Raw genomic sequence first — 13,828 nt, forward strand, 5'->3', positions numbered from 1 at the left:
TCCGGGTCAGGCGCCCCAGCCGGCCTGGGTGCCGCCCACCCGCTCGGCCACGATCTTCTCGTCGTAGCCGCTGCGCTTGTAGGCGGCGATCGGGTCGGGGTCGAGGCCGGCATCGGCGCGGACCTCGGCCAGCAGCGGGCGGACATCGGTGTTGTAGGCGTCCATGAAGACCGCGTTGGCCGCCAGGACGTCGCCGTCGCTCTGCGCCGCGGTCAGCGCGTCCTGGTCGACCAGGAGGGCCTTCGCGGTCGCCTCCTGGACGTTCATCACCGAGCGGATGATCGCGGGAATCTTGCGCTCGATGTTGTGGCACTGGTCGAGCATGAAAGCGATGCCGTAGGCCGGGTCGAGAGCGTTGCCGCGGACGATCTCGTACATGATCCGGAACAGCTGGAACGGGTCCGCGGCGCCGACCATCAGGTCGTCGTCGGCGTAGAAGCGGCTGTTGAAGTCGAAGGCGCCCAGCCTTCCCTGGCGGAGCAGGAACGCCACGATGAACTCGATGTTCGTGCCCGGAGCGTGGTGGCCGGTGTCGATGCAGACGGTGGCGCGCTCGCCCAACTCGACGCAGTGGGCGTAGGCGGTGCCCCAGTCCGGCACGTCGGTGGCGTAGAACGCGGGCTCGAAGAGCTTGTACTCCAGCAGGATCCGCTGGTGCTCGCCGAGCCGGCCGTACGTCTCGCGCAGCGCCGCGGCCAGCCGATCCTGCCGGGTGCGCAGGTCGTCCTGGCCGGGGTAGTTGGTGCCGTCGGAGAACCAGAGCTTGAGGTCCCGCGAGCCGGTCCGGTCCATGATGTCGATCGCCTCGAGCAGGTGGTCGGTGGCCTTGCGGCGGATCCCCGGGTCGGGGTTGGTGACCGAACCCAGCCGGTAGTCGTCGTCCTGGAAGACGTTGGTGTTGATCGCACCGATGCCCACGCCCTGGTCGGCGGCGTAGCGGGACAGCGCGGCGTAATCGTCCACCCGGTCCCACGGGATGTGCAGCGCGACCGTGGGGGCGACGCCGGTGAACCGCTGCACCGCGGCCGCGTCGGCGATCTTCTCCTCGGGGTTGCGCGGCACGCCGGGCTGGGCGAACACCTTGAATCGGGTGCCGGAGTTCCCGTACGCCCAGGACGGGGTCTCGATGCGCTGTGCGGCGAGCGCACGCTTGACCGCAGCCAGGTCAGTCATCACGGATCACTTCTCTTCCGGGTCTTCTGCGAGGTGGAACACCTCGGTCAGCAGCGGGAAGCCTTCGGTCGGCGTGGTGCCGGCGAAGAACTTCGCCATCTCCGCCTGCCACCGGGTGTTGACGTCCAGCGCCGCCATCGCCGCCTGGGACGCCGCAAGGTCGTCCGCCTCCACGTAGCCGATCAGCAGGCCGTCGGAGCGCAGGAACAGGGAGTAGTTGCGCCAGCCGGTGGCCCGAAGTGCGTCCTGCATCTCGGGCCACACGGACTGGTGCCGCTCCACGTACTCCGCCATCCGCTCGGGACGGACCTGGAGGTTGAAGCAGTATCGAGCCATTTCTGGTCTTTCTTCTGGGGTTTTCCGCCGCGGGTAGGCTCAGCTCAGAAGTTGTACTTGTCGATGTTCTCGGGGGTGAACTCGGTGGGCGGGCCGAGGACGACCTCGCCGTTCTCGCCGACGGTGTACGAGCCGAGCTTCCCGGCGCTGAACTTGTCGCCCTGGGCGCCGGTGATCTGCCCGGACGCCAGCGCGGCGCCGGCGTAGGCGGCCAGGTAACCGATGCCGGCGGGGTCCCACAGCGCGAACTTGGAGACCGTGCCGTCCTTGACGTACTGCCGCATCTGGTTGGGCAGGCCGAGGCCGGTGACGGCGACCTTGCCCTTGTAGGACGACCCGCCGATGTAGCGGGCGGCGGCCGCGATACCGACGGTGGTCGGCGCGACGATGACCTTCAGGTTCGGGTACGACTGCATGAGGCCCTGGGCCTCCTGGAAGGACTTCTGGTCGTCGTCGTTGCCGTAGGCGACCTTGACCAGCTTCAGCTTGCTGTACTCCGGCTTGGCCAGCTCGGTCTTCATCACCGCGATCCACGCGTTCTGGTTGGTCGCGTTCGGCGTGGCGGACAGCACCGCGATCTCGCCGCCCGCGGTCCCGGCCTGCTCCAGGGCCATCTTCGCCAGCGACTGGCCGATCCCCTCGGTGGTGGCCTGGTTGATGAAGATGTCCCGGCAGTCCTTGTTGGCGTCCGAGTCGAACGTGACCACTTTGATCTTCGCGGCTCGCGCCTGGTTCAGCGACGGGCAGACCGCGTTCGGGTCGTTCGCGGCGATCACGATGACGTCCTGCTGCTGCTGGATCAGCGTGTTGATGTAGGAGACCTGCGACGAGGCCGACGCGTCGTTCGGGCCGACCTTCTTGTACTCGCCCTGCAACTCCTTGACCGCCGTCTCACCACCGGAGGTCTCGACATCGGAGTAGGGGTTGTTCAACTGCTTCGGCAGGTACGCGATCTTCAGGCCGGTCTTCAGCTGTGCGTTCGGGTTCGCGCTGGCCGCGGTCTGGGTGCCCGCGCCGGTGTCGGAGGAGTTCTTCTTGGTCGTGCCACCACAACCGGCGACGGCGAGCGTCAGGATCGAGACCGCCGAGATGGTGACGGCCATGCGGTGTCGCAACATGCTGGCTCCAAACGATCTACTGTGCGGCGGACTGGCGGAGTCGACGGCGCTGCCAGTTGCCGCGAACGGTGGTGACGATGTTGGGAATCAGGACGGACAGCACGAGCAGCGAGCCCGTGACGATGTTCAGCGCCTGCCCGGAGACGTCCTCCAGGCGCAGCGCGTTCTGCAGCGCGGTCAGCAGCACGACGCCGGCGAGAACGCCGGGCAGGCTGCCCTTTCCGCCGAAGATCGACACGCCGCCCAGCAGGACGGCCGCGACCACGGCGAGCTCGAGCCCGATGCCGTTGTCGGCGCGGGCACTGGAGTAGCGCAGCGTCCACAGCACCCCGACCAGGCCGGAGACCGCGCCGCTGACGACGTACAGCCAGAACTTGGTACGGGCGACGCGGATGCCGGAGAAGTGCGCGGCCTGCGCGTTGGCGCCGATGGCGTACAGCGAGCGGCCGATCGGGGTGGCGTGCAGGAGCACCCCGAAGACCACCGCCATCGCGATGATCGGGATCAGGACGTTCGGGATGCTGCCGTCATCGATGGTCCCGGTGACCCAGCCGGTGAAGCTGAACGGGAAGTCGGCCACCGCGCTGTCGCCGAGCACCACGAAGGCGAGACCGCGGTAGAGGGCCAGGGTGCCGATGGTGACCGCGAGCGAGGGCAGCCCGAGCCCGGTGATCAGAAAGCCGTTGAGCACGCCGGCGACCGCGCCGATCAGGACGCAGAGCGGGATGATCGTCTGGATCGCCATGTCGTGGTTCCAGAACCAGCCCATCAGCGAGCTGGTGAGGCCGAGGATGCTGGCCACCGACAGGTCGATCTCGCCGGTGATGATGATGAAGGTCATCGGCAGCGCGACCAGGATGATCGGCATCAGGTCGAGCACCATGAAGGTGAAGTTGCGGCTCGTGCCGAAGTTGTCGACCGCCAGCGACGCCACGATCAGGACCGCGATCGTGAGCAGGATGATGATGCTGTCCCAGCTCGCGAGCTTCTTAAACATGCGTGTCCCTCTTCCGCAGCGAGCGGGCGATCCGCACGGCCACCAGCCGGTCGGCGCAGATGGCCAGGATGATCAGCGCGCCGACGATGGCCTGCTGCCAGAACTGGTTGATGTCGAGCACCGCCAGGGCGCTGCTGATCACCGTGAGCAGCAGCGCGCCGAGCGCGGCGCCCCAGACCGTGCCGCTGCCGCCGAAGACCGCGACGCCGCCGACCACCACCGCGGCGACCACGTTCAGCTCGTATCCGGTGCCGGCACTCGCGTCCACGGTGCCGAACCGGGCGGCGAACAGCGCACCGGCCAGGCCGGCCAGCGCGCCGGAGAGGACGAACGCGCCGAGCAGGTTGCGGGCGACCTTGATGCCGGCCAGCTCGGCGGCCTGCGGGCTGGAGCCCATCGCGTACAGCTCGCGGCCGACCCGGTAGTTGCGCATCACCAGGGTGGCGCCGCCGACCACGATCAGCGCGATCAGCACCAGCCACGGGATGCCGAGGATGCTGTCGTTGGCGAAGTTCAAGAAGTGTGCCGGCAGCTTGTCGGCGTTGACCTGCGAACCGCCCGCCCACTGGTAGGTGATGCCGCGGTAGATGTACAGCGTGCCCAGGGTGACGACCAGCGCCGGGACCTTGCCATAGCGGACCAGCACGCCGTTGAGCAGGCCCGCCACGGCGCCGACCGCGAGGCCGACGAGGATGGCGACGATCATCGGCAGGCCCTGGTGGTCGCTCATCATGCCGGCGACCGTCCAGGCCGAGATGCCGAGGACCGAGCCGACGCTGAGGTCGATGTTCCGGGTGATCACGACGACCGCCTGGCCGGTGGCCATGACCGCGAGGATCGCGGTGTTCAGCAGGTTGTCGCGGATGCTCTGGGCGGAGAGGAAGCGCGGGTTGTTGATCGTCGTGTAGAGGACCAGCAGCGCGAGGGCGAGCAGGATGCCCAACTCGCGGGTTTTGAGCAAGCTCATGGTTGGTTTTCGCGGCTTCTCCAGGGCCAGGGGTGTCATGCCGCAGCCTCCTGGCCCATGGCCGCGTACATGACGGACTCTTCCGTGGCTTCCGCGCGGGTCATCTCGGCGGCGACTCGCCCTTCCCGCAGCACGATGATCCGGTCGGCCATGCCCAGCACCTCGGGCAGTTCGGACGAGACCATGACGACCGCGAGGCCGTCGGCGGCCAGCGACGACATCAGCCGGTGCACCTCCGCCTTGGTGCCCACGTCGATGCCCCGGGTCGGCTCGTCGACGATCAGCAGCTGCGGGGTGGTGGCCAGCCACTTGGCGAGCACCACCTTCTGCTGGTTGCCGCCGGAGAGGGTGCCGACCGCGTCGGTGAGCCGGCCCAGCTTGGTCTGCAGCTTCTCCGCCCAGGTGGCGGCGGCGCGCTTCTCCACGCCGCCGAAGAGCAGGCCCAGCCGGGCGAGCTTGCGCGCTCGCGGGAGCGTGATGTTGCGCTCGATGGAGAGCTCCACGATCAGGCCCTGCTGCCGCCGGTCCTCGGGGACCAGGGCCATGCCGGCGGCCATAGCGGCGCGCGGGCTGCCGGATTTAAGGCGCTTTCCACGTATCTTTACGACACCAGAGTCATAGGGATCCACGCCGAAGACTGCCTGCATCACCTCTGAGCGGCCGGCGCCCACCAGGCCGGCCAGCGCGACGATCTCACCGGCCCGCACCTCGAACGAGATGTCCCGGAAGACGCCCTCCCGGGACAAACTCTCCACGGAGAGCATCACCTCGCCCGGCTCGACCTCCTGCTTGGGGAAGAGCGCGCTCAGATCGCGGCCGACCATCCGGCGGATCATGTCGTCCACGGTGAGGTCGGCGACCATCTCGGTGGCGACGTGCTTGCCGTCGCGCATGATGGTGACTCGCTCGCAGAGCTCGGTGATCTCCTCGAACCGGTGCGAGATGAACAGGATCGCCGCGCCCTCGTCGCGCAGCGACCGCACCACCGCGAACAGCCGCTCGACCTCGACCCGGGACAGCGCCGCGGTCGGCTCATCCATGATCAGGACGCGGGCCTCGCTGGACAACGCCTTGGCGATCTCGACCAGCTGCTGGTCGGCGATCGACAGGCCGCGGGCCGGGCGGGTCGGGTCGATGTGCACGCCGAGCCGGGCGAACAGCCGGTCGGCGGTGGCGTGCATGGCCTTGCGGTCGATCTGGCGCAGCCGGGTCACCGGCTGGTTGCCCATCGCGATGTTCTCGGCGACGGACAGGTCGGGGAAGAGGGTGGGCTCCTGGTAGATGACCGCGATGCCGGCCGCCTTGGCGTCGGCCGGGCCGGCGAAGTCGACATCCGCCCCGTGCACCCGCAGCGTGCCGGTGTCCGGCCGGTGCACGCCGGCCAGCATCTTCACGATCGTGGACTTGCCGGCGCCGTTCTCGCCGACGAGGGCGTGCGCCTCGCCGCCGTACAGCGGGAAGCTCACCCCCTGCACGGCGGCGACGGCGCCGAAGGATTTCGTCACGTCGTGGACTTCGAGCAGGGCAGCCGCCTCCGCCACGAGCCACCTCCCGAAGCAACCGTTGAAATGTTTCACAAACGTAGGTGGCCCTCATCACAGCTGTCAAGCACAGGAGGGAAACAGCGCCGAAACAATGACCCTGCACCGGTCGGCGGTACCGTAAGATGCTGCTTCAACGTTTCAACAGGGGGTCCAGGGTGCTGAACGGCAGGACGCCGTCCGTGAAGGACGTGGCCGCCGCCGCCGGTGTCTCGCTCGGCACGGTCTCGAACGTCATGAACCGGCCCGAAGTGGTCAGCGCGCGGACCCGCGAGCGGGTCGAGCGGGCGATGGTCGAGCTCGGCTTCGTGCGCAACGAGTCGGCCCGCCAGCTGCGCGCCGGCACCAGCCGCGCGCTGGCGTACGTGATGCTCGACGGCACGAACCCGTTCTTCCACGATGTCGCCCAGGGCATCGAGCTGGCCGCCGAGGATGCCGACCTGTCGCTGTTCATCTGCAACAGCAACAGCCGCGCCGAGCGCGAGGAGGCGCACCTCGACCGCCTGCTTCAGCAGCGGGTCCAGGGCATCCTGATCACTCCGGTCAACCCCGAGGCGCCGTATCTCGACGACCTCGCCCGCCGCGGCGTCCCACTGGTCATCGTGGACCGCCGCCGCGGCGACGAGAGCTGTTGCTCGGTCGCGGTGGACGACGTGCACGGCGGCCGGGTCGCCATCGAGCATCTGGTCGAGCAGGGGCACCGCCGGGTGGCCTTCGTCGGCGGGCCGGAGTCGATCGGTCAGGTGCGCGAGCGTCTGCAGGGCGCCCGCGAGGTGTGGGCCGAGCTCGGCCTGCCGCCCGACGACCTGATCCATCTGGCGACCGAGGCGCTGACCGTCGCCGAGGGCCGCTCGGCCGGCGAGCGGCTGGCCGGCCTCCCGGCCCGTCGTCGGCCGACGGCGGCCTTCTGCGCCAACGACCTGCTCGCGCTGGGCCTGCTGCAGCAGGGCATCGGCACCGGCCGGCGGGTGCCGGACGATCTGGCCATCGTCGGTTTCGACGACATCGAGTTCGCGGCCGCCGCGGCGGTGCCGCTGACGTCGGTGCGTCAGCCGCGGCAGGAGCTGGGGCGCGCGGCCGCGCAACTGGTGCTGGACGAGGCGACCAATCCGGCGCACGAGCACCAGCAGCTGTTCTTCACTCCCGAGCTGGTCGCCCGAGCTTCGACCCGAGCTCTTCCGCCTCGTCCGCGCGACGTGTAGGGCACCTGAGCGCTCCCGGCAGGACCACGACGCGACGCGCACGCCGACCCGGCTCCACTGCCGCGCGGCCCTTGACCGGGCAGCCGGGCGGCCGTAGTGTCTCGGTACGGTCTGAAACGTTTCACGGACGAAGGCAGCGATGACGAACCCCGCAGTGCGTGAGCTTCTGGAGCGCAGCAACCGGCTCGGCGCGGATCCGCACACCACCAACTACGCCGGGGGCAACACCTCGGCCAAGGGCAGTGAGACCGATCCGGTCACCGGCGAGCCGGCCGAGCTGGTCTGGGTCAAGGGCTCGGGCGGCGACCTCGGCACGCTGACCGCGGACGGCCTGGCCGTGCTGCGGCTCGACCGCCTCCGCGCGCTGACCGGCGTCTATCCCGGCGTCGACCGGGAGGACGAGATGGTCGCCGCCTTCGACTTCTGCCTGCACGGCCGGGGCGGTGCGGCGCCGAGCATCGACACCGCGATGCACGGGCTGGTCGACGTCGCGCACGTGGACCACCTGCACCCCGACTCGGGCATCGCGATCGCCACCGCGGCCGACGGCCCGGCGCTCACCAAGGAGATCTTCGGCGACCGCGTGCTCTGGGTGCCGTGGCGCCGGCCGGGCTTCCAGCTCGGGCTCGACATCGCCGCCGTGCAGCGGGCCAACCCGCAGGCCATCGGCGTGCTCCTGGGCGGGCACGGCATCACCGCCTGGGGTGCGACCAGCGAGGAGTGCGAGGCTCACTCGCGCGAGATCATCGCCACCGCGGCCGCCTATCTCGCCGACCACGGGCGGCCCGATCCGTTCGGCGTCGCCGTGCACACGTCGTTGCCGGCGCCCGAGCGACGCATCCGCGCGGCCGAGCTCTTCCCGGTGCTCCGCGGGCTCGCGTCGACCGACCGTCCCCAGGTCGGCCACTTCACCGACACCGAGGTCGTGCTCGACTTCGTCAACTCCGCCCGGCTGCCGCAGCTGGCCGCGCTGGGCACGTCCTGCCCCGACCACTTCCTGCGTACCAAGGTCAAGCCGCTGGTGGTGGACACCGCACCCGACGCGCCCCTGGCCGAGGTGATCGACCGCCTGCGGGAGCTGCACGCGGCCTACCGCGAGGACTACCGCGCCTACTACGAGCGGCACGCCACCGGCGACTCGCCGCCGATGCGCGGCGCCGACCCGGCGATCGTGCTGGTCCCCGGCGTCGGCATGTTCTCGTTCGGCGCCAACAAGCAGACCGCGCGGGTGGCCGGCGAGTTCTACGTCAACGCGATCAACGTGATGCGCGGGGCCGAGTCGGTCTCGACGTACGCGCCGATCGACGAGAGCGAGAAGTTCCGGATCGAGTATTGGGCCCTGGAAGAGGCCAAGCTGCGGCGAATGCCGAAGCCGAAGCCGCTGGCGACCCGGATCGCGTACGTGACCGGCGGTGGGTCGGGCATCGGTCGCGCGATCGCGCTGCGGCTCGCGGCCGAGGGTGCCTGCGTGATCGTGGCCGACCGCGACTTCGCCTCCGCCCGTGCGGTCGCCGCGGAGATCGGTGGCAGCGACGCCGCGATCGCCGTGGCGGCTGACGTGACCAGCACGGACGCGATCGTCGAGTCGCTGCGGGACGCGGTGCTCGCGTTCGGCGGGGTCGATCTGGTGGTCAACAACGCCGGCCTGTCCATCTCGAAGCCGCTGCTGGAGACCACCGAGGAGGACTGGGACCGGCAGCACGACGTGATGGCGAAGGGCTCGTTCCTGGTGTCCCGCGAGGCGGCCCGCGTGCTGATCCCGCAGAACCTCGGCGGCGACATCGTCTACATCTCCAGCAAGAACGCGGTCTTCGCGGGACCGAACAACGTGGCGTACGGCGCGACCAAGGCCGACCAGGCCCATCAGGTACGCCTGCTGGCCGCCGAGCTGGGCGCCCATGGCGTACGGGTCAACGGCATCAACCCGGACGGCGTGGTGCGCGGCTCGGGGATCTTCGCGGGCGGCTGGGGCGCGCAGCGTGCGGCGGTCTACGGCGTGCCGGAGGAGCAGCTCGGCGAGTACTACGCCCAGCGCACCCTGCTCAAACGGGAGGTGCTGCCCGAGCACGTCGCCAACGCGGTCGTCGCGCTGACCGGCGGCGACCTGACCCACACCACCGGGCTGCACATCCCGGTCGACGCGGGCGTCGCGGCCGCGTTCCTGCGATGAACCGTTTTGCCGCCGTCGACCTCGGCGCGTCCAGCGGGCGCGTCATGGTCGGCCGGGTCGGGGACGGCGTGGTCGCGCTCGAGGAGGTGCACCGGTTCGCCAACGAGCCGGTGCGGGCGGGCGGGACGCTGCACTGGGACATCCTGTCGCTGTACCGCGGGGTGCTCGACGGGCTCGCCGCGGCCGGGCCGGTGGACAGCATCGGGATCGACTCGTGGGCGGTCGACTATGGACTTCTCGACGCGTCGGGTGCGCTGCTCGGCAACCCGGTGCACTACCGGGACGCCCGCACCGACGGGGTGCCGGCTCGGGTGGCCGCGCTGATCGGGGACGATCGGCTCTACGAGATCACCGGCTTGCAGAAGCTGCCGTTCAACACGCTCTACCAACTGGTTTCCGCGCAGGGGACGCCGCAGTACGCGGCGGCGCGGCAGATGCTGCTGATCCCGGACCTGCTGGCGTTCTGGCTGACGGGAGAGCCCGGGGCGGAGTACACCAACGCCTCGACCACCGAGCTGGTCGATGTGCGTACCCGGGAATGGTCCTTGCCGTTGATCTCCGAGGTGGGGTTGCGGGCGGAGCTGTTGCCGCCCATCCGGCAACCCGGCTCGCAGATCGGACTTTACGGCGACACCCCGGTGGTCGCGGTGGGATCGCACGACACCGCGTCGGCCGTCGTGGGGGTACCGGCCGCGAGCTCCGACTTCGCCTACATCTCGTGCGGGACGTGGTCGCTGGTGGGGCTGGAACTGCCGTCGCCGGTGCTGACCGCCTCGTCGCGGCGGGCGAACTTCACCAACGAGGGCGGCGTCGACGGGACCATCCGCTACCTGCGCAACGTGATGGGGCTGTGGCCGCTGCAAGAGTGCATGCGGGAGTGGGGCGACTCGGACATTTCCGGTTTGCTCCGCGCGGCGTCCCGGGAGCCGGCCCTGCGGCACGTCGTCGATCTCGATCTGCCGATGTTCCTGCCGCCGGGAGACATGTGCGGGCGGGTGGTGAAGGCGGCCGGGCTGCCCGGCGACGCGTCGCCGGCGGTGGTGGTCCGGTGCATTCTGGACAGTCTCGCGCTGGCCCAGTCGCGGGCCGTCGAGCAGGCGCAGGAGCTGGCCGGGCGCTCGGTGGACGCGGTGCACATCGTCGGCGGGGGAGCGCGCAACGAGCTGCTCTGCCGGCTGACCGCGGACGCCTGCGGGCTGCCGGTGCTGGCCGGGCCGGTCGAGGCGACCGCGCTGGGGAACGTGCTGGTGCAGGCGCGCGCGGCCGGTGTGATCGACGGGGACCTGGCGGCGCTGCGGTCGGTTTTGCGCCAGACTCAGCAGATCGTGCGCTACTCGCCGGGCGGAGACTCCGCGGCCTGGCGGGTGGCGGCCAAGCGGATCGTGGGGAGGTGACTCCGCGGCCTGGCGGGTGGCGGCCAAGCGGATCGCGGGGAGGTGACTCCGCGGCCTGGCGGGTGGCGGCCAAGCGGGTCGCCGGGGCTTGACTCTTCCCCTGGGGCGGGGCGCAGGGTATTGCTCGTCGGAAGCGTATGGCTCGTCGGACGGAGGTGGTAAGCGATGCGGATCGCGTTGTTCGCGACGTGCCTCGCCGACACGATGTTCCCGGCCGCGGCCAAAGCGACCGTGCTGCTGCTCGAGCGGCTCGGTCACGAGGTCGTGTTCCCCTCGGAGCAGACGTGCTGCGGCCAGATGCACATCAACACGGGCTATCAGAAGGATGCCGTCCCGCTCGTCCGGCGACACGTCCGCACCTTCGAGCCGTACGAGGTGATCGTCGCGCCGTCGGGAAGCTGCGTCGGCTCGGTGCGCCACCAGCACGCGATGGTCGCCGGCGGCGACGCGCGGCTGGCCGCCCGGGCCACCGCGGTGGCCGCGCGCACCTTTGAGCTGTCCGAGCTCCTGGTCGACGTGCTCGGGGTGGAGGACGTCGGCGCCTACTTCCCGCACCGGGTGACCTATCACCCCACCTGCCACTCGCTGCGGGTGCTGCGGGTCGGCGACAAGCCGCTGCGGTTGCTGCGCCGGGTGCGTGGGCTCGATCTGGTGGAGCTGCTGGCGGCCGAGCAGTGCTGTGGCTTCGGCGGCACGTTCTCGGTGAAAAACTCGGATACGTCCACCGCCATGCTGGCCGACAAGATGCGGCACGTGCTCGACACCGGCGCCGACGTGTGCACGGCCGGCGACGCGTCCTGCCTCATGCACATCGGCGGCGGGCTGTCCCGGCTGCGCACCGGCGTCCGCACCGTCCACCTGGCCGAGATCCTCGCGTCGACGGAGGCGGCATCATGACGACCTTTCTGGGGATGCCGGCTCGGGCGCCGCGCGGCGTGGGCCACTTGCGCGGGGATGAGCCGTTCCCGGTGGCGGCTCGGGAGGCGCTGGCAAACTCGCAGCTGCGGCGCAATCTGCACCACGCGACCAGCACGATCCGCGGGAAGTCCGGGCGGGTGATCGCGGAGTTGCCCGACTGGCAGCAGCTGCGGGCCGCGGGGTCGGCGCTGAAGGCGTACACGATGGCGCATCTGCCCCGGTTGTTGGAGCAGCTCGAGGAAAAGGTGACGGCCGCGGGCGGGCTGGTGCACTGGGCGGCCGACGCGAACGAGGCCAACCGGATCGTCACCGATCTGGTGCGGCAGACCGGCGAGCGGCGGGTCATCAAGGTCAAGTCGATGGCGACCCAGGAGATCGGGCTCAACGAGGCCCTCGAAGCCGCCGGGATCACGCCGGTCGAGACCGACCTGGCCGAGCTGATCGTGCAGTTGGGCGACGACAAGCCGAGCCACATCCTGGTGCCGGCCATCCACCGCAACCGGTCGGAGATCAGGGAGATCTTCCTCAGGGCGATGCCGGGGGTGGACCCGTCGCTGACCGACAACCCGCCGGACCTGGCCGGGGCGGCGCGGCGATACCTGCGCGAGACGTTCCTGTCGACGCGGGTGGCGGTCTCCGGGGCCAACTTCGCGATCGCCGAGACCGGGACGCTGGCCGTGGTCGAGTCGGAGGGCAACGGGCGGATGTGCCTGACTCTGCCCGACACGCTGGTCACCGTGATGGGCATCGAGAAGCTGGTGCCGGCCTGGTCCGACCTCGAGGTGTTCCTGCAGTTGCTGCCGCGGGCGTCGACCGGGGAGCGGATGAACCCGTACACGTCGATGTGGCACGGGGTGACGCCGGGGGACGGGCCGCAGAGCTTCCACCTGGTGCTGCTCGACAACGGGCGCAGCGCGGTGCTGGCCGACGAGGTGGGCCGGCAGGCGTTGCACTGCATCCGGTGCTCGGCCTGCCTCAACGTGTGCCCGGTCTACGAGCGAACGGGCGGGCACGCGTACGGCTCGGTGTATCCGGGGCCGATCGGGGCGGTGCTGTCGCCGCAGCTCACCGGGGTGGCCGACAACCCGACGCTGCCGTACGCGTCGTCGCTGTGCGGTGCGTGCTTCGACGCCTGCCCGGTGAAGATCGATATCCCGTCGATCCTGGTGCACCTGCGAAATCAGGCGCCACATCCGCGCGGCGAGGCGGCCGTCATGGCGGCGGCGGCATACACGATGGACAGACCGAAGCTGTACGCGTCGGCGCAGCGGGCCGCCAAGCTCGCCCGGATCGCGGGACGGCGGGGGCGAGGGCTGCCGCCGCCGTTGAACGGGTGGTCGGCGAGCCGCGACCTGCCGGAGCCGCCGAAGGAGACGTTCCGGGATTGGTGGCGGGGCCGATGAGCTCGAAGGACGTCATTCTCGGCCGGATTCGGTCGGCGCTGGGGCCGGGCGTCGCGGCGCCGGAGATTCCGCGCGATTACCGGCGTGGTGCGGAGAAGCCCGATCTGGAGCTCTTGGTGGAGCGGCTCGCCGACTACAAGTCCGTCGTCCACCGGGTAGCGACCGAGAAGCCCGGCATAGCGGCGGCGATCGGGGAGATCGTGGGTTCCGGGACGGTCGTCGTGCCGCCCGGTCTGCCCACCGTCTGGCTTCCGCCGGGGGTCGAGGCCGTGGTCGACGACGGTTTGGACGCCGACCGGATCGCGGCGGCCGACGGCGTCGTGACCGGGGCGGCCGTGGCCATCGCGGAGACCGGCACCATCGTGCTCGACGCCTCGCCCGACCAGGGGCGGCGGATCATCACGCTCCTGCCCGACCTGCACATCTGCGTGTTGCGTCCCGAGCAGGTGGTTGCCTCGGTGCCGGAGGCCGTGGCCCGGCTCGACCCGCGCCGGCCGCTCACCTGGATCAGTGGCCCGTCCGCGACCAGCGACATCGAACTCAACCGGGTCGAGGGGGTGCACGGCCCCCGGAACTTGCACGTCATCCTCCCGGGGGCCCAGTGATCCT

The 13,828-nt window shown here is 70.4% G+C and carries 12 protein-coding genes; 6 read left to right on the forward strand and 6 right to left on the reverse strand.

From position 1 onward, the window contains the following. Positions 1 to 6: 6 nt before the first annotated feature. From rhaI to ODJ79_RS05035, 6 genes are read right to left on the reverse strand one after another with little or no spacing between them, the layout of a single operon-like run. Positions 7 to 1,173, reverse strand: coding sequence for an L-rhamnose isomerase (rhaI, locus tag ODJ79_RS05010; RefSeq protein WP_263022126.1), 1,167 nt, complete (start codon positions 1,171 to 1,173; stop codon positions 7 to 9). A 6-nt stretch (positions 1,174 to 1,179) separates the two neighbouring features. Further along, on the reverse strand, positions 1,180 to 1,509 hold the full coding sequence (locus tag ODJ79_RS05015) for an L-rhamnose mutarotase (RefSeq protein ID WP_263022127.1): 330 nt from the start codon (positions 1,507 to 1,509) through the stop codon (positions 1,180 to 1,182). A 44-nt stretch (positions 1,510 to 1,553) separates the two neighbouring features. After that, entirely contained in the window at positions 1,554 to 2,627 is a 1,074-nt protein-coding gene (gene rhaS / locus ODJ79_RS05020) for a rhamnose ABC transporter substrate-binding protein (protein ID WP_263022128.1), read from the reverse strand. Between the two features lie 16 nt (positions 2,628 to 2,643). Then, positions 2,644 to 3,624, reverse strand: coding sequence for an ABC transporter permease (locus tag ODJ79_RS05025; protein WP_263022129.1), 981 nt, complete (start codon positions 3,622 to 3,624; stop codon positions 2,644 to 2,646). Further along, positions 3,617 to 4,591: an ABC transporter permease gene (locus ODJ79_RS05030; RefSeq protein WP_263022130.1), complete on the reverse strand. Its 975-nt coding sequence runs from the start codon at positions 4,589 to 4,591 to the stop codon at positions 3,617 to 3,619. The genes ODJ79_RS05025 and ODJ79_RS05030 overlap by 8 nt, the downstream gene beginning before the upstream one ends. 35 nt (positions 4,592 to 4,626) lie before the next feature. Further along, the gene (locus ODJ79_RS05035; protein WP_263022131.1) at positions 4,627 to 6,132 is read right to left on the reverse strand and encodes a sugar ABC transporter ATP-binding protein; all 1,506 of its coding nucleotides are present in this window, start codon (positions 6,130 to 6,132) and stop codon (positions 4,627 to 4,629) included. 158 nt (positions 6,133 to 6,290) lie between these two features. Here ODJ79_RS05035 and ODJ79_RS05040 point away from each other — a divergent pair, with 158 nt between their 5' ends. The 6 genes from ODJ79_RS05040 (at position 6,291) to ODJ79_RS05065 (ending at position 13,824) form a co-directional block, all read left to right on the forward strand. After that, the gene (locus tag ODJ79_RS05040) at positions 6,291 to 7,334 is read left to right on the forward strand and encodes a LacI family DNA-binding transcriptional regulator (protein ID WP_263022132.1); all 1,044 of its coding nucleotides are present in this window, start codon (positions 6,291 to 6,293) and stop codon (positions 7,332 to 7,334) included. Between the two features lie 139 nt (positions 7,335 to 7,473). Beyond that, complete coding sequence (locus tag ODJ79_RS05045) at positions 7,474 to 9,504, forward strand: bifunctional aldolase/short-chain dehydrogenase (protein ID WP_263022133.1); 2,031 nt, start codon at positions 7,474 to 7,476, stop codon at positions 9,502 to 9,504. Continuing rightward, positions 9,501 to 10,898 carry a rhamnulokinase gene (locus ODJ79_RS05050; RefSeq protein ID WP_263022134.1) on the forward strand — a complete coding sequence of 466 codons (1,398 nt, stop codon included), beginning with the start codon at positions 9,501 to 9,503 and terminating at the stop codon, positions 10,896 to 10,898. Before ODJ79_RS05045 ends, ODJ79_RS05050 begins: the two co-directional genes overlap by 4 nt. Before the next feature lie 165 nt (positions 10,899 to 11,063). Then, positions 11,064 to 11,795 (forward strand): (Fe-S)-binding protein, encoded by a 732-nt coding sequence (locus ODJ79_RS05055; protein WP_263022135.1) that lies wholly within the window; start codon positions 11,064 to 11,066, stop codon positions 11,793 to 11,795. Continuing rightward, positions 11,792 to 13,219, forward strand: coding sequence for a lactate utilization protein B (locus ODJ79_RS05060; protein WP_263022136.1), 1,428 nt, complete (start codon positions 11,792 to 11,794; stop codon positions 13,217 to 13,219). The genes ODJ79_RS05055 and ODJ79_RS05060 overlap by 4 nt, the downstream gene beginning before the upstream one ends. Continuing rightward, positions 13,216 to 13,824, forward strand: a complete 609-nt coding sequence (locus ODJ79_RS05065; RefSeq protein WP_263022137.1) for a lactate utilization protein C — start codon at positions 13,216 to 13,218, stop codon at positions 13,822 to 13,824. Before ODJ79_RS05060 ends, ODJ79_RS05065 begins: the two co-directional genes overlap by 4 nt. Positions 13,825 to 13,828: the final 4 nt, after the last annotated feature.

This window comes from Actinoplanes sp. KI2 (assembly GCF_025630775.1).
Lineage (GTDB): Bacteria > Actinomycetota > Actinomycetes > Mycobacteriales > Micromonosporaceae > Actinoplanes.